25 protein-coding genes are annotated in these 26,747 nt (G+C 40.2%); 15 read left to right on the top strand and 10 right to left on the bottom strand.

Annotation, left to right across the window (positions count from 1 at the left end; all coding sequences use genetic code 11):
- Nucleotides 1-44 precede the first annotated feature (44 nt).
- From D3P12_RS11790 to rplT, 13 genes are all read left to right on the top strand, one after another.
- Complete coding sequence (locus D3P12_RS11790; protein ID WP_118195746.1) at nucleotides 45-1,034, top strand: cation diffusion facilitator family transporter; 990 nt, start codon at nucleotides 45-47, stop codon at nucleotides 1,032-1,034.
- 1 nt (nucleotide 1,035) lies between these two features.
- Nucleotides 1,036-1,476, top strand: a complete 441-nt coding sequence (locus tag D3P12_RS11785) for an NUDIX domain-containing protein (protein WP_118195744.1) — start codon at nucleotides 1,036-1,038, stop codon at nucleotides 1,474-1,476.
- 100 nt (nucleotides 1,477-1,576) lie between these two features.
- Entirely contained in the window at nucleotides 1,577-2,395 is an 819-nt protein-coding gene (locus D3P12_RS11780; RefSeq protein ID WP_118195742.1) for a hypothetical protein, read from the top strand.
- 11 nt (nucleotides 2,396-2,406) lie between these two features.
- Entirely contained in the window at nucleotides 2,407-4,452 is a 2,046-nt protein-coding gene (locus D3P12_RS11775) for a ComEA family DNA-binding protein (RefSeq protein WP_118195740.1), read from the top strand.
- 3 nt (nucleotides 4,453-4,455) lie between these two features.
- Nucleotides 4,456-6,561 carry a ComEC/Rec2 family competence protein gene (locus D3P12_RS11770; protein ID WP_118195738.1) on the top strand — a complete coding sequence of 702 codons (2,106 nt, stop codon included), beginning with the start codon at nucleotides 4,456-4,458 and terminating at the stop codon, nucleotides 6,559-6,561.
- 24 nt (nucleotides 6,562-6,585) lie between these two features.
- A complete protein-coding gene (locus tag D3P12_RS11765) occupies nucleotides 6,586-8,487 on the top strand; it encodes a RecQ family ATP-dependent DNA helicase (protein ID WP_118195736.1) in 1,902 nt (633 codons plus the stop codon).
- A complete protein-coding gene (locus tag D3P12_RS11760; RefSeq protein ID WP_118195734.1) occupies nucleotides 8,465-9,775 on the top strand; it encodes an MFS transporter in 1,311 nt (436 codons plus the stop codon). The genes D3P12_RS11765 and D3P12_RS11760 overlap by 23 nt, the downstream gene beginning before the upstream one ends.
- A 55-nt stretch (nucleotides 9,776-9,830) precedes the next feature.
- The gene (locus D3P12_RS11755) at nucleotides 9,831-10,571 is read left to right on the top strand and encodes a (Fe-S)-binding protein (protein ID WP_118195732.1); all 741 of its coding nucleotides are present in this window, start codon (nucleotides 9,831-9,833) and stop codon (nucleotides 10,569-10,571) included.
- Nucleotides 10,572-10,604: 33 nt separating this feature from the next.
- Complete coding sequence (locus tag D3P12_RS11750; protein ID WP_118195730.1) at nucleotides 10,605-11,510, top strand: sugar phosphate isomerase/epimerase family protein; 906 nt, start codon at nucleotides 10,605-10,607, stop codon at nucleotides 11,508-11,510.
- Between the two features lie 48 nt (nucleotides 11,511-11,558).
- Nucleotides 11,559-13,484, top strand: a complete 1,926-nt coding sequence (thrS, locus tag D3P12_RS11745) for a threonine--tRNA ligase (RefSeq protein WP_118195728.1) — start codon at nucleotides 11,559-11,561, stop codon at nucleotides 13,482-13,484.
- Between the two features lie 12 nt (nucleotides 13,485-13,496).
- On the top strand, nucleotides 13,497-14,066 hold the full coding sequence (infC, locus tag D3P12_RS11740; protein WP_118195726.1) for a translation initiation factor IF-3: 570 nt from the start codon (nucleotides 13,497-13,499) through the stop codon (nucleotides 14,064-14,066).
- A gap of 67 nt (nucleotides 14,067-14,133) precedes the next feature.
- Nucleotides 14,134-14,334: a 50S ribosomal protein L35 gene (rpmI, locus tag D3P12_RS11735; RefSeq protein WP_118195724.1), complete on the top strand. Its 201-nt coding sequence runs from the start codon at nucleotides 14,134-14,136 to the stop codon at nucleotides 14,332-14,334.
- Between the two features lie 79 nt (nucleotides 14,335-14,413).
- Entirely contained in the window at nucleotides 14,414-14,758 is a 345-nt protein-coding gene (gene rplT, locus D3P12_RS11730; RefSeq protein ID WP_118195722.1) for a 50S ribosomal protein L20, read from the top strand.
- 75 nt (nucleotides 14,759-14,833) lie between these two features.
- Here the strand turns inward: rplT and D3P12_RS11725 are convergent, their stop codons facing one another.
- From D3P12_RS11725 to D3P12_RS11695, 7 genes are all read right to left on the bottom strand, one after another.
- A complete protein-coding gene (locus tag D3P12_RS11725; RefSeq protein WP_118195720.1) occupies nucleotides 14,834-15,688 on the bottom strand; it encodes a beta/alpha barrel domain-containing protein in 855 nt (284 codons plus the stop codon).
- Nucleotides 15,688-16,014, bottom strand: coding sequence for a 2Fe-2S iron-sulfur cluster-binding protein (locus D3P12_RS11720; RefSeq protein ID WP_118195719.1), 327 nt, complete (start codon nucleotides 16,012-16,014; stop codon nucleotides 15,688-15,690). The genes D3P12_RS11725 and D3P12_RS11720 overlap by 1 nt, the downstream gene beginning before the upstream one ends.
- 18 nt (nucleotides 16,015-16,032) lie before the next feature.
- Entirely contained in the window at nucleotides 16,033-17,037 is a 1,005-nt protein-coding gene (locus D3P12_RS11715; RefSeq protein WP_118195716.1) for an NAD(P)/FAD-dependent oxidoreductase, read from the bottom strand.
- Nucleotides 17,030-17,476, bottom strand: a complete 447-nt coding sequence (locus D3P12_RS11710; protein ID WP_118195715.1) for a MarR family winged helix-turn-helix transcriptional regulator — start codon at nucleotides 17,474-17,476, stop codon at nucleotides 17,030-17,032. Before D3P12_RS11710 ends, D3P12_RS11715 begins: the two co-directional genes overlap by 8 nt.
- Before the next feature lie 140 nt (nucleotides 17,477-17,616).
- Nucleotides 17,617-20,628 carry a protein translocase subunit SecDF gene (gene secDF, locus D3P12_RS11705; RefSeq protein ID WP_118195713.1) on the bottom strand — a complete coding sequence of 1,004 codons (3,012 nt, stop codon included), beginning with the start codon at nucleotides 20,626-20,628 and terminating at the stop codon, nucleotides 17,617-17,619.
- A gap of 98 nt (nucleotides 20,629-20,726) precedes the next feature.
- Nucleotides 20,727-21,218: a dihydrofolate reductase gene (locus D3P12_RS11700; protein WP_118195711.1), complete on the bottom strand. Its 492-nt coding sequence runs from the start codon at nucleotides 21,216-21,218 to the stop codon at nucleotides 20,727-20,729.
- Nucleotides 21,219-21,246: 28 nt separating this feature from the next.
- On the bottom strand, nucleotides 21,247-22,068 hold the full coding sequence (locus tag D3P12_RS11695; RefSeq protein ID WP_118195709.1) for a thymidylate synthase: 822 nt from the start codon (nucleotides 22,066-22,068) through the stop codon (nucleotides 21,247-21,249).
- A 92-nt stretch (nucleotides 22,069-22,160) separates the two neighbouring features.
- On the opposite strand from D3P12_RS11695, the gene D3P12_RS11690 reads away from it, so the two are divergent.
- Nucleotides 22,161-22,343 carry a DUF6496 domain-containing protein gene (locus D3P12_RS11690; protein WP_118195707.1) on the top strand — a complete coding sequence of 61 codons (183 nt, stop codon included), beginning with the start codon at nucleotides 22,161-22,163 and terminating at the stop codon, nucleotides 22,341-22,343.
- Nucleotides 22,344-22,370: 27 nt separating this feature from the next.
- Nucleotides 22,371-22,949, top strand: a complete 579-nt coding sequence (locus D3P12_RS11685) for a hypothetical protein (protein ID WP_118195705.1) — start codon at nucleotides 22,371-22,373, stop codon at nucleotides 22,947-22,949.
- A 1-nt stretch (nucleotide 22,950) separates the two neighbouring features.
- Here D3P12_RS11685 and D3P12_RS11680 read toward each other — a convergent pair whose 3' ends face one another.
- The 3 genes from D3P12_RS11680 to D3P12_RS11670 are packed head-to-tail and all read right to left on the bottom strand — an operon-like array spanning nucleotide 22,951 to nucleotide 26,495.
- Nucleotides 22,951-24,141 carry a homoserine dehydrogenase gene (locus D3P12_RS11680; RefSeq protein WP_118195703.1) on the bottom strand — a complete coding sequence of 397 codons (1,191 nt, stop codon included), beginning with the start codon at nucleotides 24,139-24,141 and terminating at the stop codon, nucleotides 22,951-22,953.
- Nucleotides 24,142-25,197 (bottom strand): homoserine O-acetyltransferase family protein, encoded by a 1,056-nt coding sequence (locus D3P12_RS11675; protein ID WP_118195701.1) that lies wholly within the window; start codon nucleotides 25,195-25,197, stop codon nucleotides 24,142-24,144.
- Entirely contained in the window at nucleotides 25,194-26,495 is a 1,302-nt protein-coding gene (locus tag D3P12_RS11670; protein ID WP_118195699.1) for an O-acetylhomoserine aminocarboxypropyltransferase/cysteine synthase family protein, read from the bottom strand. Before D3P12_RS11670 ends, D3P12_RS11675 begins: the two co-directional genes overlap by 4 nt.
- Between the last annotated feature and the right edge of the window lie 252 nt (nucleotides 26,496-26,747).

The following is a 26,747-nucleotide window of genomic DNA, read 5'->3' as shown; positions in this document are numbered from 1 at the left end:
TTTCTTTTATTTTTGTTGTAAAGTCAGATGAAAAACAGCAAAAATTGAAAAATCAAAAAAGCCTCATTCTCTTATCGCTGATTACCGCTATAGCTTTAATGATTATTAAATTTATAGCTTACATCATCACGCATTCCAATGCAATTTTTACCGACGCATTGGAAAGCATTGTGAACGTCATTGCGAGTAGTTTTGCTTTTTACAGCATTTATCTTTCTTCGTTGCCAAAAGATAAAAATCACCCCTACGGTCATGGTAAAGTAGAGTTTTTCTCAGTTTTTCTTGAAGGGGGATTGATTTTTCTCGCGGCTTTATTTATTATCGGCAAGGCAATCTATAATTTTTTCTTCCCGATCGAGATAGATAATCTATTAGAGGGTTTAGTACTTGTAGCCGTGACGGCGGTTATAAATTTCCTTTTGGGCAGGTATCTGGTGTTGAAGAGCAAGAAGCTGAACTCGTTAACACTGATGGCAGACGGTAAGCATCTTTTAACGGATGCGCTTAGTACACTGGGTTTGATTGTCGGTTTACTTTTGGTGTACAATACAGGCATTGTCTTGATTGATACGATACTATCTCTTGTATTGGGGGTTTTTATTCTTTATCAAGGATATAAGCTATTGCGGCAATCTGTTGGCGGGTTAATGGATGAATCCGATGTTCAATTAGTAAAGGATGTTGTCGAGGTTTTGAAGCAAGAACGGAAGGATGAATGGATTGATATTCACAACCTTCGTTTACAACGATATGGAACTGATTTGCATCTTGATTGTCATATTACGTTACCAAATTATTTCGACCTGAATAGGGTTCATGAAGAAGTTTCACAGATTGATCGATTAGTTAATGAACGAGTTCAACTGAAAACTGAATTTTTCATACACGCCGACCCTTGCTTACCGCAATGTTGCCATTATTGTAGTGTGAAGAACTGTCCCATCCGGTCTTCTGAAAAAACAGTTGATATGAACTGGGATGTAGAACTACTAACACGTAATCTCAAACATTTTGAAAAAGACAACTTGATTTAATATGGAGTTTTTTAATATACGGGTATATGGGATTTTGATTAACGGCGATGGACAAATTTTGATTAGTGATGAAATATATCATGATCAACAATTTTCCAAATTTCCGGGTGGTGGACTAGAATTCGGTGAAAGTGTTATTGACTGTTTGAAAAGAGAATTTATAGAAGAATTTAATCTTCAATTAGATTCAGCTAAGTTGATGTATATCACTGAGGAAGTCATTCCTTCTGCCTTTGACAAAAGTCAGGTCATCGGCATTTACTACCAAGTTTTTACAAATAAACAACTCGATTTTCCAATAAAAAGTAAAGTTTTTGATTTCGAAGAAGGGGAAATCCAAGCCCTCCGTTGGGTTCCCCTTGGCGAGTTTACAACTGATATGCTGACTTTTGAAATGGATCGAATTGCTTGGGAGAAAATCAGATCGAAACTTCAAAAATAAGTATTCAGGCATTGTCATGATAGTTTCCTTTCCGGAAAGCTGATTTTTTTCTAATTGTAATTTTAGCTAAGTTCGGGCACAATTTGTATTTCATGTTGATATGATAGATCATGATGCTCGTCGTCTACTGATGAGGGTTTTTGTTTTATTGTTGATGTTTGGCGCAATTGAAACCAAGGGGCAGACTCTTCCTGCCACGAAAAACTTGGGTCTCGGAAATATCGGAGGTGTCACGAAAGGTGTGCACAGTATTGGTTATAACCCTGCTGGTATTGCAAGCATAGAACGACCTGTATTGAGTGCGCTTTATAGCGAGTATTTTTTTAGTACTAACACCCAGAGTTTAACCGGTAAAATAGCCTATCCTGCTGGTTTCCTTAATTTTGGAACCTACGTTCACTATTATCGGTTTAAAGATTTTTACCAGACATTGAGTACTGGACTTACCCTTGCAAAGTCATTGTCTAAAGATTTTGCCGTCGGATTATCTACAAATTATCATCTAATAAATCTTGCGACGGATCTACAACGCAATCATTTTTCTTTCGATGTAGGTGCACAGTATGCCTTAAGCCAGTTGGCAAGCATAGGGCTCAGTGCCAGCCACCTTCGGTTGACGACAACTGCAAATAACCCGAGCTCTCAACCCATTCATCTTCGCCTAGGATCATCATACATATTCACACAGCAGGTAGTCCTTTTGACCGAGATATCTTATTCCGAACAAGTCGATTTTGCATTTGGTACAGAATATTTACCGATGAGCTGGCTTGCCGTACGCGGCGGTATATCTGTAAATCCATTTATGCAATACGTAGGGGTGGGGGTTATAACTAAAAAGTTCAATTTCGACATCGCGACGTCTCATCATCCACAATTAGGTTATTCTCCTCAAATATCAATTGATTATAGATTTTAGTCTTGATCCCCATGTTTTTCAGAAGCTTTTTTTTCCTCTCGATAACCATCTGTTGTTGCACTGCTTTTTCCTATGCGCAAGAAGATCGCGATACTCAACAAATTAACCTTTCGATTTTTGAAAATCTATTGGAAAGCATAACAACCGACGAAGAAAGTGAGCTGGATCTTTCTGAAATAGAAGAATTGCTCAATTATTACCTTAGAAATCCAATTGACTTAAACACGGCTAGTTATGAAGACCTGAAGAATCTCATCTTTCTTTCAGATCTTCAAATTCAAGAAATTTTAGATCATCGGAATGAAAGTGGAAACTTCGTTTCTATTTACGAATTACAGTCGATCAGTTCTCTAGATGAGATCAGTCGGCAATGGCTTCTGCCGTTTATTCGAATATCGACAGAAAAAAAGCGGTTACGTTCAAATTCAGCAAAAAAAAAACATGATTTAATGCTTCGCTATGGAAGGGTCGTTGAAACACAGAGAGGGTATTCTATCAAAGATGAGGATAGGTCTAGATACCTAGGTACGCCCGATCATTTATTGTTGAGGTACCGGTTTCGGATCAATAACAAATTTCAACTTGCTGTCAATATGGAGAAAGATCCTGGCGAAGAGTTTTTCACAGGTACTCAAAGTCGGGGATTCGATTACTATTCTGGAAGTATTCTCATTCAGGATGTCGGATATTTAAAGAAGCTCGTAATCGGTGATTATTCATTAGCTTTTGGACAGGGATTGAATATTTGGAACTCCTACAGCTTTGGAAAAGGCGCTCTCGTACATCATGTCGCTCGGAATGGGACAGGCATTAGACCTCATACATCGACCAATGAGGCAGATTACTTACGTGGCTTGGCGACGACATTGCAGTTTGGTAAGATCGAGCTTTCTCCTTTCGTTTCTTATCGGTCTCTTGATGGAACCTTGACAAGTGATTCAAGTGCGTTCAGTTCCCTTAATTTATCAGGATATCATCGGACACCGGCGGAAATAAAAAACAGAGAGTCTGTCAATCAATTTATTTACGGAGCTAACATGAAGTATAGCTCATCTCATTTAAATATTGGAGGAACTTTTTTAAGCACTAATTTTAACAAGCCTCGTTCACCTAATGAACAATTATACAATCAATTCAGCTTCCGTGGCCGCTCGCTGGAAAGTGCCAGCATCTACTACCAGTATACATATAAAAATCTTTACCTATTTGGTGAGGGAGCCGCAAACTCATATCGCAGTTTTGGTTTTTTAAATGGTGCTATTGCTGGCCTCTCAGATCAGTTATCCTTTGTGGCTCTCTATCGAAATTACCAAAAAGACTTTCATGGGTTTTTGAGCAGTCCATTTTCCGAAAACACAAATGCTACAAATGAAAACGGATTTTATTCCGGATTAATATGGAATCCCAATCGCAGAGTAGAGTGGGTGGCTTATGCTGACTATTTTAGATTCCCCTGGATTAAGTATCGGGTAGATGCACCTTCAGATGGTTACGATCTATTTACTCAAATATCATATGCTCCGATTCGGTCAAATATATTTTCCATCCGCTATCGTTATCGGAACAAACAAGAAAATTTATCCAGCACAAACGTGGTGAACGAGATAGCCAATGTAGTTCGTCACCAAATACGGCTCCAGGGAAGCTATAAAGTTAACGACAATATAAGCTTTCGAAATCGAGCAGAACTGATTACTTATAAAAAAGGGAATAGTGGTACCGAAAGCGGTTGGCTCTTCTATCATGACTTGATTTATAAGCCCATGGGAAATCCCGTTAGTGGGAACGTTCGTTTGGCTGCGTTTAAAACAGACAGTTACAATTCAAGGCACTATGTCTTCGAGAACAATGTTTTATACGCACATTCTTCAATTCCTTACTATGGTGAGGGTCTTCGTTTTTATATCAATCTGCGCTACCGTCTGAGTCGTAAGATCAATTTTTGGGCGCGGTATGCGAGTTCACTATATAAAGACGAGGGGATCGGTTCAGGTCTTAATTATATAGAAGGCCGCACTCGCTCCGATATCCGATTACAACTACGTTTTCAAATTTAGATAATGCAAGGGTTGAAAGAAAACAATATCAATTTTGCTGCATGGCCTTTTGTCCGATTTGTTTTTGCATTGATTGCAGGGATAGGTATGGGGCATTGGATTCGACCTCAAGTTCATGTTTTCTATTTAGTTTGTATAATAGCTGGCTTATCAATCGCTCTTTTTTTCTTGATGATCGGTATAACTAAGCTCCGTAAGTTTAGAAATTATCCGACGCTGAGTGTTCTATTTTATATTTTCTTATTTGCACTGGGTTGGGCGCGTATGTGGCATCCAGACCCGTTGATTCAACGCGGTCACTTTAGCCACGATCCGACGGATGCACTTATAGGTTTTGTTGCCGATGAACCTAGAATTACAGAAAAAACCATTCGCTTCCCAGTACAAGTCACACATTCCGTCACTGACAGTCTGATCTCAGCACGCAAGGGGAGGCTTTTACTCAGCATCCAACGTGATTCTTTAAATGATCTGGAGCAAATCTACTATTATGGCGATCAACTGCTTATTGAAGCTGACTTCAATGAACTCAAGCCCAGTTTTAATCCAAATGAATTCAATTATAAACAGTACATGGCCGGTCGGGAAATCTGGCATCAAAGTTATTTAACACATAAACAAGTAAAAAAGATTGGTGAAAATCAAGGTGATGATTTAATTGATTTTGCTCTTGGTCTGAGGGAAAATATGGTAGCGAAGTTAGAAAGCATCCTGGTTGAAAAGGATGTACATGCTATTGCATCAACACTCGTGTTAGGTTACCGTAGCGATTTGGATCGTGATTTATTGAATACCTTTTCGACAACTGGAACGATCCACGTTCTCTCTGTTTCAGGCCTTCACGTAGGCATCATATTTTCCGTGTTTTCATTCTTATTGCTTTGGAATAGAAAGTCTAAATGGATCTGGCTAAAGGCTGTTATACTCATTGCGTTAATTTGGCTGTATGCACTTATAACGGGCTTATCACCTTCGGTGCTCCGAGCCTCCATTATGCTTAGCTTAGGGATTTTAGCACTGAGTATGGTTCGGCAAAACCAAATATACAACACCATCGCTTTTTCAGCATTTATTCTTTTAATGTATAATCCGCGGTTCTTATCAGATATTGGTTTTCAACTTTCGTATTTGTCTGTACTTGGTATCGTGTATTTTTACCCCAAGTTTTATTTAGCACCGGGTTTCTCCAATCCAATACTTAAAACGTTGTGGTCATATATCTCAATTTCTCTTGCCGCGCAACTAGCAACCTTTCCTTTAGTCACTTATTATTTTTATTTTTTTCCTGTTTATTTTTTGCCAGCAAACCTTTTTATTCTATTGCCAGCTACCTTAATTCTATATATCGGCATCCTCGTTCTTCTTTTACCATCAGGCGGGCTTCAGCTGTTTCTGGCTCAATTTCTTGAAGCAACTATTAAAATCACAAAAGAAGTCTTGGTCTATTTTGGGGAGTTGCCATATTCCAGTTTAAATCTTCGGTGGACTGAATCCTGGCATTTTTTGGTCTTGTATCTAGTCGTTTTAGCCGCAAGTTTTTTCGTTTTTCATAAAAAGAAAACGGCAATCTATTTAATATTTATCGGTTTGATTCTCTTAGGACTAGATCGATCGTTGCAAAAGTATTCAGAAAGACACCTTAACCAAATTAAGATTTATAATGTGGGCAAGAATACTGCGATAGGTATATTCCAAAGGGAGAACGCCTATTTGTATACGAACTTTAAAGACGAGCATGATTCGACTTTCGAATATTCAGTTAAGCCAAGTTTTTTAGCGTTGGCTAAACCTCCTAATTTTATCCATCATGTTGATACGTTTCTAAACGAGGATTTTTTGGTTTACGAACATTTTATTCAGTTGGGAAACAAGACCCTGTTTGTCTTCGATCGCCCGATGGAGTTGCAAGGTAACATTGCTGTAGACCTTTTCATTGTAAAAAACAATTCACTGCACAGTATAAGTGAAATGCAAGACATTATGACGTTCGATCAGATGATTTTAGATGGAAGCAATGCATGGTGGTATATCCAAAAGATGAAAGTCGAGGCTGAAAAAATGAAGATTCCCGTGTATGTTCTAAAGGATAATTTTCACTATGTTTGGTGAGTCTTTAACGTATGCTTCATAGCTATGACCATTCATGAGGTTTTACAGAAACATTGGGGGTATTCCTCTTTTCGTCCACTTCAAGAGGACGTCATTAATTCAGTAATTGAAGGGAGGGATACGCTGGCGTTGATGCCCACCGGAGGTGGTAAATCCATTTGTTTTCAAGTGCCTACACTTATCCGACCTGGAATATGTATTGTAGTCAGCCCGTTAATAGCGTTGATGAAAGATCAAGTTGAAAGCCTGAAAGCAAAAGGCATCAAAGCGATCGCTATCTTTTCCGGTATGGGTAAGAAGGAAGTCGATATAGCGCTAGATAACTGCATTTTCGGCGATATCAAGTTCCTGTACCTGTCTCCTGAAAGACTGCGAAATGAACTTGTTCAGGAGCGTATCAAGCATATGAACATATCTTTGTTTGCTATCGACGAGGCACACTGTATTTCACAGTGGGGCTATGATTTCCGTCCTGCTTATCTTGATATAAAAATCTTAAGGACATTGCATCCGGGAGTTCCTGTACTTGCACTGACGGCGACGGCTGTTGAAAGAGTTGTCGAAGATATTCAAGAAAAGCTCGACTTCGACCCTCAGCATAGCCATGTGCTTAAGAGGAGTTTTTTTCGTGATAACTTGGCATATATGGCTCTGTTTGAGGAAAACAAGATGCAACGCTTGCTAAGGATTATTAATCGTACGCCGGGCTCTGGGATTGTCTATGTTCGAAGTCGCCGTGAAACCAAAGAGATTGCCAGATTTTTGATTATGAACGGCATCAATGCCGACTATTATCATGCAGGGTTAGGCACGAATGAAAGGAACCGGAAACAAGATGCTTGGATGAAAAATGAGACTCAAATTATCGTCTCTACAAATGCCTTCGGGATGGGAATTGATAAGCCTAATGTACGCTTGGTAGTACATCTAGATATACCCGAACATCTTGAAGCCTATTTTCAAGAAGCCGGACGAGCGGGGCGAGATGGAAATAAGTCTTACGCCGTACTCCTTTACAATGAAGCCGACAAATTGAAGCTGAAATCTAATTTTGAACAAAGTTTTCCCAGTGTCCAAGAAGTTGCTCAAACCTATTTTCAATTAGGTAATTATTTTCAATTAGCCTATGGGGCAGGCGAGGGTGTCGTTTTTGATTTTGATATCGGAGACTTTTGTAAGCGTTACACGCTCAATGTTATTAAAACGATGGCGTCATTGAAGTTTCTGGAACGAGATGAATGGATCAGCGTCACCGAAAATGTGTTTCTGCCTTCTAGGATCAGTTTCGAAGTGGACGCAACCGAATTATATCGCTTTCAGGTTGAACATGCCAATATGGATTCGGTTATTAAGTTTATCCTCCGTACTTATGGTCCTGCATTTGATCACTTTGTTGATATAAGAGAGACAGATGTTGCACGAAAACTGAACCTTCCGACTCAACATGTCTATTCTCTTTTGCAGAAAATGAATGATATGGGCGTGCTGACCTATTTAAAACAAAAAGATAGTCCACAGCTTCAATTTATGCGTCCCAGAAGTGATACAAAACACTTAACGGTTGATCATCAGTATATTGTAGAGAGGAAGCGTATCGCTGAAGCACAATTGAAATCAATATTCAACTACTTAGAGAATGACGAATGTCGGAGTCGGAAATTGTTGGCTTACTTTGGAGAAAACGAATCTCCCGATTGTCTGATCTGCGATGTATGTATTTTGAAGCGGAGTGCCGGAAGCGATGAAGAGCTAGAAGGAAAAATATATGTCGAGATAACCAATTTGCTGGTAGATGGACCTTTGACACTCGATGAACTGGTTGACGGAATAGATAATGGCAGTGATAAAATGAAACTTAGTTTTATACGTAAGCTTATCGACTCTGGCGAAATTAAAATGAATAATGGAAAGTATTACCAAAAATAATAAGTCGATAATCCGCGGGTGGGCAATGTTCGATTGGGCCAATTCTGCGTACAATTTAGTCATTACGTCAACCATATTCCCAGCATACTATACGATTATCACGACCACCGAGGAACATGGTGATCGCGTTGATTTTTTTGGTTTCACTTTCATCAATACTGCACTAGCTAATTATTCTCTTGCTTTTTCCTATTTAATAATGGTTCTGATACTACCTGTTTTGTCGTCGATTGCAGATTACCGGGGCAATCGGAAACAATTGATGAAGCTGTTTACGTACCTGGGTGCTTTTGCTTGTATGGCTTTGTATTTTTTTAAGTATGAAACCTTAGAGCTGGGAATAATCTGCTCTTCTTTGGCGGCGATGGGTTATATAGGGGGCGTGTTGTTTAATAATTCCTATTTGCCTGAGATCGCTACAGTTGACAAGCAAGACCAGGTTAGTGCAAAGGGCTTTGCTTATGGCTATGTTGGTAGCGTTATCCTTCAAATTATCTGCTTTATATTTGTAATAAAACCAGAATGGTTCGGTATAACCGATGGGTCCTTTCCTGCAAGATTTTCTTTTCTTCTTGTGGGCTTATGGTGGGTATTGTTTTCTCAGGTATCATTTCGTGTGCTCCCGGATTCATTGAAGCATCAAAAGGACTTCAAAAGGGAGGTTTTAAAAAAGGGTTTTATCGAACTGAAGAAGGTTTGGATATCGATTAAAAACATACCAGTTCTCAAGCGTTTTCTTACGGCCTTTTTCTTTTATGCGATGGGGGTTCAAACCATCATGTTGGTCTCTGCTGCATTTGGTGAAAAGGTGCTTGGTTTAGGTGCATCAAAGCTTATCGCCACAATTTTAGCCATCCAGCTCGTGGCAATTGCCGGTGCTTATCTGATGTCTTGGATGGTACGTATCATTGGGAATATCAAAGTTCTCATGCTTGTTGTCCTTTTATGGATTGTTGTATGCTTATCAGCATTCGTTATCAATAATGAGGTTCAGTTTTATATACTGGCGATCCTGGTTGGTCTAGTTATGGGAGGTACGCAATCAATTTCAAGATCTACCTTTTCAAAGCTCATCCCTGAGCAGACAGAAGATACCACCTCATTTTTCAGTTTTTATGACGTCACAGAGAAAATAGCGATTGTAATAGGTTTATTTACGTTTGGCTTCGTTGAAGAATTAACTGGCAATATCCGCACCTCAGCTTTATTCCTTGCTATTTTCTTTGCCTTAGGGTTCCTTTTTCTGCTCCGTGTACCTAAAGTAAGTGTTTTGCAGAAAGCAAACTAAATTTTCGGATCATGTTTATTATTGGATATTGATTATTATTCTAACTTTGTTTTATATGACAAAAAACAATACTGTAGAAGTTTTCATTCCTTGTTTTATTGATCAATTGTATCCGCAGACGGCTTTTAATACCATTAAAGTTTTAGAAAGAGCTGGTTGCGAAGTGATTTATAATCCTGAACAAACTTGTTGCGGTCAACCTGCCTATAATGCTGGCTTCTTTGATGAAGCAAAAGGTGTCGGAACAAAATTTCTGAATGATTTTACTGAAAACAGATCGATTGTCTCACCTTCTGCGTCCTGTACAGGAATGGTTAAGAACGGTTATAATGCATTGTTTACCAATACCATGGTGCATAATAAATGTCGCAACATCCAAAGTAATATTTACGAATTGTCAGACTACCTCATCAACGTTTTAAAAAAGGATTATTTTGGAGCGGAACTCGAGGGCAGAGCGGTCTATCATGATTCCTGTTCGGGTTTACGGGACTGTCACATTAAAGAAGAGCCGAGACAGTTGCTGTCTAAGGTAGACGGTCTCGAGTTGGTTGAAATGAGAGACACAGATGTTTGTTGTGGGTTCGGAGGTACTTTTGCCGTTAAATTTGATTCGATATCTTCCGCTATGGCCGAGCAAAAAGTTCACAACGCTCTAGAAATGGACGCAGACTATATTATATCGACAGATGTCTCATGCCTATTGAATTTGCAAGCATACATAGATAAACATAATTTACCCATCAAAACCATGCATATAGCAGATGTTTTAGCGCATGGTTGGGCTAACATATAAATTAGCTAGAATATAATAATTAAATACATCACCATGGAAAACAATAACAGAAGAGAATTTTTGAAACAGTTAGGTATCGGAGCACTAGGTTTAACCGTATTGCCTTCACTTCCATTAGGCAGTTTTGCTGCTAAAAAGAAGATGTTTTTTAAGATTTCATTAGCTGAGTGGTCATTGCATCGTACACTTTTTGATGGCAAATTGACTAATATGCAGTTCCCCGAAACAGCAGCAAAAAAGTTTGGTATCTACGGGGTTGAGTACGTAAACCAATTTTTTAAGGATAAAGCAGAAGATAAGACTTATTTGACAGAGTTAAATCAGCGTGCAAAAGACAATGGGGTTACGAATGTGTTGATCATGATAGACGGCGAAGGGAACATGGCAGATGTTAATGCGGATGTCAGGAACAAAGCTGTAGAAAACCATTACAAATGGGTAGAAGCGGCTAATTTCTTAGGATGTAAATCAATTCGTGTAAATGCTGCCGGTAAAGGAACACCTGAAGAGATGAAGAGTGCTGCTGTCGACAGCCTTGCTAAGCTTAGTACCTTTGCAAAAGACTATAAGATTAATGTGATTGTAGAAAACCACGGAGGTTTGTCTTCCGATGGTCAATGGCTAAGCAGTATTCTGAAAGAAGTAAATATGAAGAACTGTGGTTCTCTACCAGATTTTGGTAACTTTTACGAATATGATCGTTACCAAGGTGTAGAAGATCTGATGCCGTTTGCAAAAGGAGTGAGTGCGAAAACTCATGATTTTAATGCGGAAGGCTATGAAAGTAAGATTGACTACATGAGAATGATGCAGATGGTTAAAGATGCTCGCTACAAAGGTTGGGTCGGAATTGAGTATGAAGGTGGTAACTTGAGTGAGGAAGAAGGCATTATTAAAAGTAAAAAGCTTCTTGAAATGGTCGGAGAAAAGTTGAGTTAATCATTTTTCGTATCTTTGTGTCATAAAAATCTAAAATCATATTCGTAAATGATTAAAATAACTCTTCCTGACGGGACTGTAAAAGAGTTCCCGAAAGGAATTACTGCTCATCAAATAGCCTTATCTATCTCAGAGGGTTTAGCTCGTAATGTATTAGCTGCGGAAGTAAATGGCGAAGTTTGGGATTCAAGTAGACCTATTGAGGCTGACGCAACCGTTAAACTATTGACTTGGAACGACGAAAAAGGTAAATCAACCTTTTGGCATTCATCTGCTCACTTATTGGCGGAAGCATTAGAGGCTTTGTATCCAGGAACCAAATTCGGTATTGGACCATCAATTGAAACAGGTTTCTATTATGACGTAGATTTCGGCGATCGCGAGTTTTCTTCGGATGAACTTCCAAAGATCGAAAAGAAAATGCTAGAGTTAGCGCGAACGAAGTCTGAGTACATTCGTGAATCCATAAGCAAAGTAGATGCAGAAAAGTACTTTACCGAGAAAGACGACGAGTATAAGCTAGACTTGATTAGTGGGTTGGAAGATGGGAGTATTACATTCTATACGCAAGGTAATTTTACCGATTTATGTCGTGGACCACATATTCCTCATACAGGCTTAATTAAGGCAATTAAATTAACGAATGTTGCCGGTGCTTATTGGCGAGGTGATGACACCAGAAAACAGCTGACCCGTATTTACGGGGTGAGTTTTCCAAAGCAGGGTGAACTTACAGCATACCTGCAGATGATTGAAGAGGCAAAAAAACGAGACCATCGAAAACTTGGTAAAGAGCTTGAACTTTTTGCTTTCTCTGAAAAAGTAGGGATGGGGCTACCACTGTGGTTGCCTAAAGGGGCGGCTTTGCGTCAGAAATTAATTGACTTTTTGCAGAGAGCCCAAATTAAGTCGGGTTACGAGCCTGTGGTGACCCCTCATATCGGCCATAAAGACCTGTATGTCACTTCTGGACACTATGAAAAATACGGTGCGGATTCATTTCAGCCGATTAAAACTCCTCAAGAAGGTGAGGAGTTCCTTTTGAAGCCGATGAACTGCCCGCACCACTGTGAAATTTACAAGACAAAGCCTCGTTCTTATAAAGATTTACCCGTTCGCTTTGCTGAGTTTGGTACAGTTTACCGCTACGAACAGAGTGGCGAGTTGCACGGTTTGACCCGAGTACGAGGATTTACACAAGATGATGCACACCTTTTCTGTCGTCCTGATCAGGTGAAAGAAGAGTTTAAAAAGGTAATAGACCTTGTGCTTTATGTATTTGGAGCTTTAGGTTTTGACGACTACACAGCTCAAATATCTTTAAGAGATCCTGAAAATACCGAAAAGTACATTGGTTCTGATGAAAATTGGAAATTGGCAGAACAGGCGATTATCGAGGCAACGGAGGAAAAAGGATTACAAACCGTGATTGAAACCGGGGAAGCGGCATTCTATGGGCCAAAACTGGATTTCATGGTTAAAGATGCATTGGGAAGAAAATGGCAGTTGGGAACCATTCAGGTTGACTATAACCTTCCGGAGCGTTTCGAGCTTGAGTATACGGGTAGCGATAATGCAAAACACCGACCGGTAATGATACACCGTGCACCCTTCGGTTCACTCGAGCGGTTCGTTGCTGTGTTGATCGAACACTGTGCCGGTAACTTTCCGTTATGGCTTGCTCCTGAGCAGTTTATAATCCTTCCTGTCTCGGAAAAATACGAAGAATATGCAAAAAAACTTTTAGAATCTCTCAATAATTCCGATATTCGCGGCTTAATTGACTTGCGAGATGAGAAGGTGGGAAGAAAAATTCGTGATGCTGAAATCAAAAAGATCCCTTATATGTTGGTAATAGGAGAGAAGGAAGTTGAGAGTGGGGAACTTTCAGTAAGAAAACACGGAGTAGGTGATATAGGAACCATGAGCATAGAAGCGTTTAGCGAACAATTAACAAAAGAAATAACCGTTTAAAAATTAAAAAATTTGGCATTAAAAAGACCAGGATCTAGGGGCCCTCGGCCACCTTTTAAAAAGAAAGAACCCGATCATAGAATTAATAACCATATAAGAGCTACTGAAGTTCGGTTGGTTGGAGACAATGTAGAGCAAGGAATTTATCCGACTCGACAAGCCATTGCAATGGCTGATGAGTTGGATTTAGACTTGGTTGAAATTTCTCCCAATGCCAATCCGCCCGTTTGTAAAATAATCGATTACAGCAAGTTCGTTTACGAACAAAAGAAGAAGCTTAAGGAAATTAAATCCAATGCAAAACAAACGGTGATAAAAGAGATACGCTTCGGTCCTAATACGAATGATCATGATTTTGAATTTAAGTTAAAACATGCGCAGAAGTTTTTAGAGTCAGGAGAAAAGGTACGTGCTTATGTTCATTTTAAAGGACGTGCAATTGTGTATAAGGAGCAAGGAGAAATTTTATTGTTACGCTTTGCACAAGCTCTCGAGGATTACGGAAAAGTTGAATTGCTTCCAAAGCTAGAGGGTAAACGAATGTTTATCACAGTAGCTCCAAAAGGAACAGGAAAAAAATAATAAATGCCTGATGCTCGTCAGAGCTTATAGGTTAAAGATAAAATAGATAGATAAAATAAATAGAATTATGCCAAAAATGAAAACCACTTCCAGTGCAAAAAAGCGTTTTAAGCTTACTGGAACCGGTAAAATTGCAAGAAAGAATGCATTCATGAGTCACATCTTAACTAAGAAGTCGACAAAGCGTAAACGTAGCCTACGTCAAACCAGCTTAGTAGCTGACGGAGATATGGGCAACGTAAAACGAATGCTAAACATTGGAAAGTAATAACAAAATTTAATAACCAGGTATTGGGTTGTAAGTACGTTGGGAAACACGTCGCCTGTTACCAAAAAACAAATTAATTATGCCACGTTCGGTTAACGCAGTAGCTTCGAGAAGAAGAAGAAAAAAGATCTTAAAATTAGCTAAAGGCTATTACGGATCAAGAGGTAAGGTTTACACCATTGCCAAAAATACAGTTGAAAAAGGTTTACAATACGCATACCGCGATCGTAAGACCAAGAAGAGAGAGTTCAGAGCATTATGGATTCAGCGTATCAATGCAGGTGCTCGTCAACACGGAGTTTCTTATTCTCAGTTGATGGGTAAGTTGTCAAAAAATAATATAGGCTTAAACCGTAAGGTTTTAGCTGATTTGGCAATGAATCAACCAGAGGCTTTTAAAGCAGTTGTAGACGCAGTAAAATAAATTGAATCCAATCTATCTATTTTAAAAAGGAGGCATCAAAAATGCCTCCTTTTTATTTCTTAATATTTCGGATCGTTACGTCATAAATACTTGATTGCTGTAATCGATCGCTTCTAACCAGTAATCTTTATTGATTTTTTCATAAGGAGTTTCGGCGGTCTCTAAGGCCTTTAATAAAGTTTCGGTAGCTAGATTGCCGGTAAGGTCATCGCTCGCCATTGGGCAGCCTCCAAAGCCTCGTATCGCGGTATCTATTCGGTCACATCCTACTTCGATTGCTGCTGTCGCTTTTTCGAAAGCATCTTCCGGTCTGCTGTGTAAATGAATTCCCCAACTGCAATCAGAGAACTCCTTTTTTAGTTGCGGGTACAGCTGTCTTATTTTTTCGGGTGTTGAGATTCCTACTGTGTCTGCAAGAACAAATTCATGGATGCCTAGATCCTCCAGTTGTACCGTATATTCTGAAACAACATCGGCGCTCCAGTTATCTCCATAAGGGTTTCCAAACCCCATCGATAAATAAATCAATGGAGTCTTGTTCTTCTTTCTGCAAAGGGCGCTAATCTCCCCAACGCGTTTTAACGATTCGGTAATTGTACTGTTCGTATTTTTGATCTGAAAGGTTTCCGAAATTGAAAAGGGAAAACCTATAATCGATATTTCGTCAAATTCTGCAGCTTCCTGTGCACCTCTGACATTAGCGACGATTGCCAATAGGCTGGATCTCGATGAATCGATATCTAATTTCTTAACAAGTTCAGCACTATCACGCATTTGCGGCATTGCCTTGTGAGAAACAAAGCTGCCAAAATCGATCCGACTGAAGCCCACCTTGAGCAGCAAATTGATGTAAGTAGCTTTGACATCAGTTGGGATAAAGTTTTTGATCCCTTGCATTGCATCGCGTGGACATTCAGTAATCTTAAGCATTATTCAGCTCCAATAATCTTTATTTTCATTCCGTTGAGTTCCGGAGATACTCTCAGTTGACAAGACAGTCGGCTATTGTATTCTGCGTTATGAAGCGTGTCGAGCATATCTGCTTCGTCATTGTTGGGTTCAGGCAATTCAAAATCATCTTGCACCTGAATGTGGCAAGTAGCACATAAGGCCATTCCTCCACACGTAGCAAGAATATCATAGTCAGAAGCTTTGAGAACCTCCATCAAGCTCAGACTTATATCCGTTGGAATTTCCAGGTCTCGAACAGTTCCTTCTTGATCTTCGACCGTAATCGTAATTAAATCGTCTTGCATTTTTTAGCAACAAAAATTTTAGAATTCGTTAATACCGTTAACGGTTGTATATTTAAAACTTAATTTTTGATCAGGGAAAACATATTTAAAGGCACTTTGCGCCATTAATGCCGCTTCGTGGTAGCCACAAAGAATCAACTTCAATTTACCAGGGTAAGTATTAATATCTCCGATTGCGAAAATTCCGTCAACGTTCGTACTATAGTCAAACGTATCTACCTCGATCGCAGACTTATCAATATTTAGTCCCCAGTCAGCAATAGGTCCTAATTTTGGACTCAGGCCAAAAAGTGGAATCAATGAATCCGCTTCAATAAAGCTTTCTACCTTACTTTTATCAGTGACACCGATTTTGCTGATACGACCGTTTCCGTGAACCGAGCTTAAATTACTTTGTAATAAAAGTCGAATACGCCCTTCATTAGCAAGATTAAATACCTTTTGCGCTGAGTCCGGAGCTCCTCTAAAACTATCACTACGATGTATTAAAGTCACTTCCTTCGCTATATCCGCCAAAAAGATCGTCCAGTCCAACGCAGAGTCACCACCACCGGCCAATACGACACGCTGATCTCTGAAACTTTCCGGATTTTTCACCATGTAGCTAACACCTTTGCCCTCGAAATCTTCCAATCCCTGTACAGCAGGTTTTCTCGGTTCAAACGAACCGAGACCAGCAGCAATGACAATTACTTTACTGCGGATCACTGTTCCTTCATTACTAATAAGTTCAAAGGATCCATCTTCCAGTTTGTTTAATGTTTCAACGCGTTCACCCAATGTAAAAGTAGGATGGAAGGGCTCGATTTGTTTTAACTGATTATCAATCAATTCCTGAGCTTTCACGGTAGGGTAGCCAGGGATGTCATAAATCGGTTTATGAGGATATATTTCTGACAATTGTCCGCCAATCTGAGGAAGCGCATCAATCAAATGACAGCGCATTTTTAGTAGACCAGCTTCAAAAACAGCAAATAGTCCGACGGGTCCAGCCCCAATGATGCAGATATCCGTATTAATCATTATCTTTTAGTTCTAAATTGTTATAAATAGTATTTAATATACGCTGTAAATGTTTAAAGTCACTTTCTCCCAAATTTTCCCACGCTTTCATTCTTATATCTTTCACGTAAGGTGACATCTCCTTAACCTTCCTTTTCCCGAGATCCGTCAGCCTGACGATAAACGATCGTCTATCCTGTTTATGAATTACCCGGTTAACATATTCCTTTTTTACCAATAAATCAATAATCCGTGTTAATGTTGGTTGATCTTTTCCACATAGTTTTGCCAACTCCTTCTGAGTAATATTATCCGACTCATTTAAGTTTTTCAAAACAATCCATTGATCCACCGTCACACCATAATTACCCTGATTAAATTGGAACTGCGCGTATTGTTTGACCCGTCTGGCCGTACAATCCAATAATAATGAGTATCGATTAAAAGCTTCTTCTTGCATACCAATAATTAGTATGACAAATATAATTGTTTTTTAATAAATCCACTCTTTATTAGATAAAAAACTAAGCTTTTTCGAAAACAAAAAAGAGGATAGCAGTTTGACTATCCTCTTTTTATCTTAATTTACTTCTTCAAAGTTTAAGCTTTCGCAACTTTTGGAGTTGAAGGGACAACCTTTTTATTTTCATCTTCCTCTTTCGTCAAATCTAACACCATTGGTGCCGCAATGAAAATCGAAGAGTATGTTCCCAGCATGATACCGATAAGGATAGCAAAAGAGAACGCCCGAATAACTTCACCACCGAATACGAATAGCACAGCCATTACGAAGATTACCGTTAATGAAGTAATAATCGTTCTGCTCAAGGTACTGTTGATGGCATTGTTAATGATCTCTGCGGGAGGTTTTTGTCGGTTACTCGGAATGCCCAGGTACTCACGTAGCCTATCGAATACAACTACCGTGTCATTTATAGAATAACCAATTACCGTAAGCATCGCTGCAATAAAATGCTGATTCATGTCTAGTGCGAAAGGTAATAAACCATCAAAGACTGAGAATATACCCAATAGAATAATTGCATCGTGCGCTATAGAAATAGCAGAGCTCAAACTGTATTGCCATTTCCGGAAACGTATCAAAATATAAAGCCCGATACCGATAATCGCAAAGATCGAGGCATAGATCGCTGATGTTTTAATATCATTGGCGATCGTTGGTCCCACTTTCTGAGAGCTTACGATATCGTATTCAACTCCGCCCAATTGATCCAAGCCCTCGTTTAATTTAGCGAGTACTTCAGCATCTGCCTGATCACTTGTTTCACCAACCAAATAGCCAGTTGTAATCCGAAGGTGTTCGTCACTACCAAAGGTTTTCACCTCTGTATCCTCACCAAACGCTGTGTTCAGATTTGAACGAACCTCTTCAAGATTGACCGGTTGTGCAAACTCAACCACGTAAGTCCGCCCACCTTTGAAATCAACTCCTAGGTTAAAGCCTTTGGTGAATATTGATACTAAACTAATGGCTATTACTACGATTGAAATGATATAATATCTTTTTCTGTTCTTAATAAATTGGAAATTTGCTCCGACAAGTGTGTTTGCACTCCATTTGTTTGAAACAGTAATTTTCCAGTCTTTCTCTAGCATCCATTCAAAAATGATCCTCGAGATGAAAATTGATGTGAACAAAGAGGTAATAATACCGATCATCAACGTCGTAGCGAAACCAGCAATCGGTCCGGAACCAAATATAAACAGGATAATACCAACCAAGAAAGTTGTAATCTGAGAGTCGAGAATCGAAGGCATCGCATGTTTGTAACCGTCTGCAATCGACTGTCTGATCGATTTGCCCAGCCTCAATTCTTCCCGTATACGTTCATAAATCAGTACGTTGGCATCAACTGCGGTACCCATTGTTAAAACGATACCTGCAATACCCGGTAAGGTGAGGACGGCCCCGATGGATGCTAATATCCCCATGATAAAGAACACGTTCACCAAAACAGCAACGTTCGCAACCCAACCTGCACGGTTGTAATAAACCACCATGAAAACAAGGACAACTACCAGTCCAATCACCGATGAGTTGATACCAGCGTCAATCGCTGCTTGCCCAAGAGTCGGTCCGATGATCGCTTCTTCCACGATTTTAGCAGGAGCCGGTAAACGGCCAGCTTTCAAAACATTCGCCAAATCCTGTGTATCTTCAATCTGGAAGTTACCCGAAATTGAAGAATTACCTCCAGCAATTTCATCCTGAACCGTAGGAGCTGAATACACCACATTATCGAGAACAATAGCAATTGATTTTTTATTATTCGGATCAGCTGAAGCCGCCGCTGTGATTCGTCTCCACTCGCGCGCGCCTTCCGTATTCATGGTCATCGTAACCTGTGGGTTACCGTTCATGTCAAAATCAGCACGGGCATCTGCAATAACGCTTCCCGCCAAAGCAGCTTGTCCATCAGAAGTAGAAGGCTTCAACGCGTAAAGCTCGAGGCGTCTGTCTTCCTTACTAATTGGTTTTACAGACCAAGCTAACTTAACATTAGCCGGAATGATGGATTGGATAACAGAATCCCTTAAGAAATCATTTACTTTAGCTGTGTCCTTTAATTCAACATAGCCGACAACAGCACCTGGCCTCAACATAGGTTGTTGATTCTGGCCGATGTAGATTGAAGGCTGCATGATATTGAAAAGCGGGTTATTTTGCGCAGCAAGTTGCTGATCTGCACTATCTTGCGCAACTGAATCGCGCTGTCCACCTGTAATAGCAGCCAATTCACCTTGGTTGGCTCCGGTTCCTTCTTCTACAGTCGTTGTGTCTGTAGCTGCTGCGGTCGGCGTAGGCGTTTTTGTTTTCGCGCGTGCTGCAAGTGTCTGGTTTACATTCTCAAGAAGAGGGTAGATCTCTAGGTTATCATAGGTTTCCCAGAACTCTAATTTAGCTGAACCTTGCAAGAGACTGCGTACCCTTTCCTCGTCAGTTACACCAGGGAGTTCAATTAAGATACGATTTGTACCCTGTTGCTTCTGAATATTTGGAGATGCTACCCCAAATTTATCAATACGTGTACGTAAGATATTGTAGGAGCGGTCAATCGCGCTTTCGCTTTGTGTTCTTAAGAAGCCAAGCACCTCCGAGTCACTAGACTGCGCATTGATAGACCCAACATTTTCTTTTGTCGCAAAGAATGACGCAAGAGACGTGTTCGGGCTCAATTTCTTGAATTCCTCACCAAAAAGTGTCACATATTCGGTCTGACTCTGTTTGCTACGTTCATTTGCATTTTTCAACGCTTGGTTAAAATTCTCATCTTCCGGATTGCCCGCTAGGTTCAGAATCAGCTCTTGCAAGGAGATTTCCATAGTCACGTTCATGCCGCCTCTGAGATCAAGCCCCAAAGCTAGTTCACGTTCTTTGGCATCCTGATACGTGTACTGAGCGAAGCCTAAGTTATACACAGGCTCATTAGCCATCGAATCCAGGTAAGCTCTTTCTTTCTCCAAATCACCCTGCGCATAGGCGGCCGCATCCTTTTCTACACTTCGCGTAACGAATGTAAATGATATCGAATACAGGCACGCGAGCGCAACCACAACGATAAAAAATTTAATAATACCTTTCCCTTGCATTGTTCTTATTTGTAAAATTTATTTCTAATTGTATAGTTTTTGTTAAGTCGGCAAATCTATGAAAATTTTGAATAATGATGGTGTTTATTTTTGTATTGTCAAAATTTCTTCTTACGCTCGTAGACCATGAAGTTATAATCGTAGGGGTTTTTATCATCCGCTTCGTGGAGCGACTCGGAGGTTAACTGCCAAAAATCAGGTAGTATAGGTGGGAAAAAAGCATCTGCTTCGAACTCATCATAGATCAGAGTAAAGTAAATCCGATCACTAACAGCCATCGCCTCACTGTAGACTTCAGCACCGCCTACAATAAAGTTTTCATCATCCGGATCGCAGAGTGCGAGTGCATCTTGCAGTGAATGGCAAACTTCGATACCTTCTTTCTGATAATCTTTTTTGCGTGTAATAACGATGTTTCTTCTATTAGGCAGCGGTTTTCCTACAGACTCATAAGTCTTTCTTCCCATTATAACAGCGTGTCCGGTTGTTTTATCCTTAAAGTATTTTAGGTCTGCGGGCATATGCCAAAGTAATTCATTGTTTTTTCCAATGGCATTGTTCTGTGCTGCTGCTACAATTATCGAAATCATGGTTTCATTTTATTTACACGGATACCGGTTACACGGCCACCGGTGCTTTAATGTGTGGATGGTATTGATAGTCCATCAGCTCAAAATCCTCAAATTTAAATTCAAAGATATCTCTTACATCAGGGTTAATCTTCATCTGCGGTAGCGGATAGGGTGTTCTTTCTAACTGCAATGCCGCTTGTTCCATATGGTTGCTATATAGGTGCGCATCACCCAGCGTATGTACAAAGTCAGCCGCTTCCATATCACAAACCTGGGCCACCATCATGGTCAATAAAGCATATGAGGCGATGTTAAATGGGACACCTAGGAAAATATCCGCACTCCGCTGATAGAGCTGACAAGACAACTGAGGTTTGGATTGCCCCTTACTAGCATCAGCCGGCGCTACATAAAATTGAAAAAACGCATGGCAGGGCGGAAGGGCCATTTTGCTAATCTCCGATACATTCCACGCAGATACAATGATACGTCGGGAATCGGGGTTGTTATTTAGCTGATCGATTACCTGACTGATCTGATCAATACTTTCTCCGTTCGGGCTTGGCCATGAACGCCATTGGGCACCATAGACCGGGCCAAGGTTGCCGTTCTCGTCCGCCCATTCATCCCAGATACTTACTTTATTGTCCTTTAAATATTGTATGTTCGTATCACCTTGCAGAAACCATACCAGTTCATGGATAATTGATCGTAAATGGAGTCTTTTAGTTGTGACAAGAGGAAAACCCTCTTTGAGATTAAAGCGCATCTGATGTCCAAAAATACTTTTTGTTCCAGTTCCGGTGCGATCCAACTTCTCTGTGCCGGTTTCATACACCTTACGCATTAAATCAAGGTACTGTTGCATTTTTAATCGGTATATTTAGTTTGTAAATGTAAGAATAAATAAACATTATAGCCCTATTCGATGTTAATTCCTTAATCAAAAAGGAGGTGAATATGGCAAAGTATTCAAAAAAAGCAAGTGAGAAAGTCGAAGAGGCTATGCACGAAATGAAAAAAGGAGAACTAAGAACCGGTAGCGGTAAAAAAGTAACATCAAAAAAACAGGCAGTCGCGATTGGTCTGTCCGAAGCTAGAGAAGAGGGGGCGAAGGTGCCAAAAAAGAAAAAAAAGAATTAACTAAACCCGAATAGATACACATACAAAATGAGAAACCTGATTATTTTTAGCTGTTTAACTATTTTATTAACTACTTCCTGTCAACAAAGCGACCAAAATAATGCGGAAACCACAGAAACCACTGCGGATACTGTTATACAAGCTCCTGAACGCGTCCAATTGCGCTATGGAGAAGCTGATACAGCACAAATAGCTCAATGGCTCACCAACTCAATATTAAAAGACGATCTGGATTTTCTCAAGAGCGAACAACGCAACTATCAGTTAGACGCATACGATCTAGATAATGATGGAAATCTCGAATATTTTGTCGGCTTTACGAATGATTACTTCTGCGGGTCAGGCGGCTGTACCTACTATCTCTTGGGGCACGATGGCGAGGTTATTTCCTTGTTCTCTGTAAGCCGGGCGCCGTTCTATATATTAGAATCGAAGACCAACGGCTGGCATGACCTCGTAATCAACTCGAATAGCGGAATGCGGAAGCTCTCTTATGATGGAGCTTCCTATCCCGAAAACCCGTCTGTATTACCTGCGTTTGAAGACAGCACCTCCCATTCGGATGCAGTCGCTATTCTGAAAGATGCAAAAAGCTATTCGTTCTAGTTTAACTCTTTTCTACAATATAAACATCGTCCCCTTTTAGGAGGTTCCTGTGTTCAATTAGTTTATGAAGATTGATAGTCCCGATTATGTACTTGAGGTCTTCCGATGCATAGCGTTCATGAATTTCCTGAAAGCCCAACTGGTCTATGATGCTCTCATCCTTATACCGGAGATAAACTTTCAAGTTCCAGTTCGTTGTATATACTTCTTCATCTGAAGGTACTTTTGTTAGGTGCTTCTTGTATTCGTAACGATAGTCATAGCGTAGCGCTGCGATATCAGATAATACTGCCGAACCCGTTGGGTGACCACCCGCGCCCTTCCCGTAGAAGAACTGTTGGTCGGCGAAAGCCGCTTGTACCAATACGCCATTGTATTCATTTTCAACCTGGTAAAGTATGCTTTCTGAATTGACAAATTTCGGCATTACATAAAGTATCACCTGGTGGTCATTTATTTTCCTTGCAGTAGGTACAAGTTTGATTTTCAGGTTTTTTTCCTTCGCAAACCGAACATCTGCTTCAGATAAACCATCTATGCCAATGTTTAATATTTTATCGGGGTTTATAAATAACCCATAAGCATGTGACGCAACAATGCTCAATTTAAACTTTGCATCAAAGCCACCCACATCTAAAGTCGGGTCTGACTCCGCAAACCCTAAATCTTGCGCCTGTTTTAGTGCAACTTTGTATGAAAGGTTTTCATTGAATATTTTCGAAAGAATATAATTTGATGAGCCGTTGAAAATACCACTTATAGAATGCAGCAGTTCATTATCGTAATACTCTTCCAGGTTTCTGATAATCGGAATACTTCCACAAACTGCACCCTCGTATAATAATGAAGTTCCATACTCGTGTTGCAGAGCCACCAATTCTTCCAAGTGATTGGCAATCATTTTTTTATTGGCAGAGACTACATTTTTCCCGTTTCGTAATGCCTTGGAAACAATGTTGTAAGCTACGTCTGCATCATCAATCAGTTCAATTACTGTATCAATTTCCGTATCCTCTAAGATTTCATCCGGGTCGGTGTGGAAAAGCTCTGCGGGGAGGCTCCTCTTTTTGTCCGGATGCTTGATTACAAATTTTTTAACTTCAATATTAAGTCGTTTGGTCTTGATGATATCATAAAGACCTTGACCTACCACTCCAAATCCGAAGATACCTAATCGTAATTTTTTTTCCATTTAAATATGAATCGTTGCTGAGTATTTTGATTTTATTGGGTTCTTTCTAATAAATTTATCTATAATTTGAGCCAAAGTTTTCGTTTCAATCAGAAAACCGTCGTGTCCATAAAAGGAATCGATTTCAGCATATTCTGCCGAAGGAACATTGTCCGCAATGAATTTTTGCTCTTCAGGTGGGAACAATACATCGCTCTTAATCCCGATCACCAACGTTTTGGCTTTAACTTCCTGGAGTGCTTCAATAATTCCTTTTCGCCCTCTTCCTACGTTATGTGAATCCATCGCTTTACTTAAAAACCAATAACTGTAAGCATTAAAGCGCTTTACCAATTTTTCTCCCTGATAATTCTGATAAGATGAAGCACGGTAATCATCCACCCGCTCATTGTCCGTTTCCATCTGTGTCACACCATAAGTTTCATAGCTTCGATACGACAGAAGCGCGATGGAACGGGCGGTCTTCAAACCTTTTGCACCACCATTGGGCTTATTTGCGTAAAAAGTTCGGTCACTTTCAATCGCCAGGCGCTGACTTTCATTAAAGCCGATACCCCAAGGCGAGTGCTGTGCGTTGGTTGCTAAAAGAATCAATCTTTCAATCCGCTCAGGTTGTAGAATTGACCACTCCAATGCCTGATGCCCACCCAGGGAGCCACCAATAAGCAGTGATACCTTATCTATTTTCAAATGGTCTGCCAAGAGTTTATGTGCGTTAGCCAAATCACGTGTTGAAAACTGAGGAAATGACAGATAGTAAGGTTGCTTAGTTTTTGGGTTGATACTCAAAGGGTTCGTAGTGCCATAGGGCGATCCGATGATGTTAGCGCAGATCACGAAATCTTTCTCCGGATTGAAATAATCCTTATCGCCGAACAACCCCGGCCACCACTCAAAAACATTGGCATTGGCCGTCAGAGCATGACATACCCAAACGATATTATCCCGCTGAGCGTTTAGGGTTCCGAAAGTAGTGTAAGCGATCTCCAGGTTTTGAAGTCGCTTACCACTCTCTAGTTTAAAGGTTTTTTTATATTGAAACTTGTGTGTCTTCATATTTTTGAAAATGCACCTTCAAAATCTGCTTTGATGTCATCAATATGTTCAATTCCAACCGATACGCGAAGTGAGTTCGGCTTAACGCCTGCTGCCAACTGAGCCTCATCGCTTAATTGTTGATGCGTCGTCGCAGAAGGTTGTATAATTAAGGTTTTTGTATCACCAACGTTTGCCAGGTGGCTTGTCAGTTTCAAATTGTCAATAAAAGCAGTTGCTTTTTCTTTACCACCTTTGATTTCAAAGCTCAACACCGACCCGAAGCCATTTTTTAAGTATTTTTTTGCATTCGCATATGAAGGGTGGCTTTGCAGTCCCGGATAGCTAACCGATTCCACTTGTGGGTGCTCCTCCAGCCATTTTGCCAAGTCCAATGCGTTGTCTACATGTCGTTGAACACGAAGCGATAACGTTTCAAGTCCTTGGATGAACAAGAATGAGTTAAAAGGAGAGAGGGCAGTACCCAGGTCACGAAGACCTTCAACCCGTGCTCTGATGATAAACTGAATATTGCCCAAGCTACTATCTACACCAAAAACGTCGCTGAACACCAATCCGTGGTAACCCTCCGAAGGCTCACTGAACTGTTTGAATTTACCATTACCCCAGTTGTAGTTACCTGCGTCTACAACCACGCCGCCAATACTGCTACCTTGCCCACCGATCCACTTCGTTGCAGCGTGAACCACCACGTTTGCTCCGTGCTCAATAGGTCTAAACAGGTAGCCACCGGCGCCGAAGGTATTATCGACAATAAGTGGTAGATCATGTTTCTTCGCTATTTCAGCTATTTTTTCAAAATCAGGAATGTTAAAGCTAGGATTCCCGATCGTCTCAATAAATATTGCTTTCGTTTTATCGTTAATCTGATTTTCGAAGCTCTCCGGCTTATCGTTTTCTGCAAAGCGAGCCTCAATACCTAAGCGTTTAAAAGTCACCTTAAATTGATTATATGTCCCGCCGTAAAGATTCGGGCTACTTACAAAGTTCTCTCCACTCTCTACGATATTAGTTATCGCAATCAACTGTGCTGCCATCCCCGAGGAAACCGCCAATGCAGCTACGCCACCTTCCAACGCCGCGATGCGTTTTTCGAATACGTCGCTGGTCGGGTTCATAATCCTTGTGTATATATTTCCGAATTCCTTTAGAGCAAACAGATTTGCACCGTGTTCAGCACTGTCAAATACAAAAGAAGTTGTCTGATAGATCGGAACAGCTCTTGCTCCGGTAGTAGGGTCCGCTTCTTGTCCAGCGTGTACTTGTAAGGTTTCGAATTTTAATGAGTTTGTTGCCATGATGATATAATAATTTCAGTAAATAATTTTAAAAAATGATTGTATTAGATGTTTTGTATACGTTCCCTCAATACGAATTGACATATAGAGAACGCTTTCGATTGTTCCAAAAAGATTAACAACAATAACCTTGGAAAATAGTAGATGGGCTGCACATTCGGTAGGTAGATCCGACGGTTACAGAGTATAGCCGAAACGCATAATGGCTTGGCATGTGTAGGGTAGAAATGTTCTTTGTTTTCATGTCTTATA

Source organism: Pedobacter indicus, from assembly GCF_003449035.1.
Classification (GTDB): Bacteria; Bacteroidota; Bacteroidia; order Sphingobacteriales; family Sphingobacteriaceae; genus Albibacterium; species Albibacterium indicum.
The sequence above is the reverse complement of the archived record's forward strand: the minus strand, read 5'-3'. Positions and strand labels throughout refer to the sequence as shown.

Coding starts and splice junctions, on each gene's coding strand:
- D3P12_RS11775 (WP_118195740.1), top strand. CDS start 2,407: ATGTTTTTCAGAAGCTTTTTTTTCCTCTCGATAACCATCTGTTGTTGC.
- D3P12_RS11700 (WP_118195711.1), bottom strand. CDS start 21,218: ATGATTTCGATAATTGTAGCAGCAGCACAGAACAATGCCATTGGAAAA.
- D3P12_RS11770 (WP_118195738.1), top strand. CDS start 4,456: ATGCAAGGGTTGAAAGAAAACAATATCAATTTTGCTGCATGGCCTTTT.
- D3P12_RS11780 (WP_118195742.1), top strand. CDS start 1,577: ATGATAGATCATGATGCTCGTCGTCTACTGATGAGGGTTTTTGTTTTA.
- D3P12_RS11755 (WP_118195732.1), top strand. CDS start 9,831: ATGACAAAAAACAATACTGTAGAAGTTTTCATTCCTTGTTTTATTGAT.
- D3P12_RS11685 (WP_118195705.1), top strand. CDS start 22,371: ATGAGAAACCTGATTATTTTTAGCTGTTTAACTATTTTATTAACTACT.
- D3P12_RS11785 (WP_118195744.1), top strand. CDS start 1,036: ATGGAGTTTTTTAATATACGGGTATATGGGATTTTGATTAACGGCGAT.
- secDF (WP_118195713.1), bottom strand. CDS start 20,628: ATGCAAGGGAAAGGTATTATTAAATTTTTTATCGTTGTGGTTGCGCTC.
- D3P12_RS11675 (WP_118195701.1), bottom strand. CDS start 25,197: ATGAAGACACACAAGTTTCAATATAAAAAAACCTTTAAACTAGAGAGT.
- D3P12_RS11715 (WP_118195716.1), bottom strand. CDS start 17,037: ATGATTAATACGGATATCTGCATCATTGGGGCTGGACCCGTCGGACTA.
- D3P12_RS11680 (WP_118195703.1), bottom strand. CDS start 24,141: ATGGAAAAAAAATTACGATTAGGTATCTTCGGATTTGGAGTGGTAGGT.
- D3P12_RS11670 (WP_118195699.1), bottom strand. CDS start 26,495: ATGGCAACAAACTCATTAAAATTCGAAACCTTACAAGTACACGCTGGA.
- rplT (WP_118195722.1), top strand. CDS start 14,414: ATGCCACGTTCGGTTAACGCAGTAGCTTCGAGAAGAAGAAGAAAAAAG.
- D3P12_RS11690 (WP_118195707.1), top strand. CDS start 22,161: ATGGCAAAGTATTCAAAAAAAGCAAGTGAGAAAGTCGAAGAGGCTATG.
- thrS (WP_118195728.1), top strand. CDS start 11,559: ATGATTAAAATAACTCTTCCTGACGGGACTGTAAAAGAGTTCCCGAAA.
- D3P12_RS11725 (WP_118195720.1), bottom strand. CDS start 15,688: ATGCTTAAGATTACTGAATGTCCACGCGATGCAATGCAAGGGATCAAA.
- D3P12_RS11710 (WP_118195715.1), bottom strand. CDS start 17,476: ATGCAAGAAGAAGCTTTTAATCGATACTCATTATTATTGGATTGTACG.
- D3P12_RS11760 (WP_118195734.1), top strand. CDS start 8,465: ATGGAAAGTATTACCAAAAATAATAAGTCGATAATCCGCGGGTGGGCA.
- D3P12_RS11765 (WP_118195736.1), top strand. CDS start 6,586: ATGACCATTCATGAGGTTTTACAGAAACATTGGGGGTATTCCTCTTTT.
- D3P12_RS11720 (WP_118195719.1), bottom strand. CDS start 16,014: ATGCAAGACGATTTAATTACGATTACGGTCGAAGATCAAGAAGGAACT.
- D3P12_RS11695 (WP_118195709.1), bottom strand. CDS start 22,068: ATGCAACAGTACCTTGATTTAATGCGTAAGGTGTATGAAACCGGCACA.
- rpmI (WP_118195724.1), top strand. CDS start 14,134: ATGCCAAAAATGAAAACCACTTCCAGTGCAAAAAAGCGTTTTAAGCTT.
- D3P12_RS11750 (WP_118195730.1), top strand. CDS start 10,605: ATGGAAAACAATAACAGAAGAGAATTTTTGAAACAGTTAGGTATCGGA.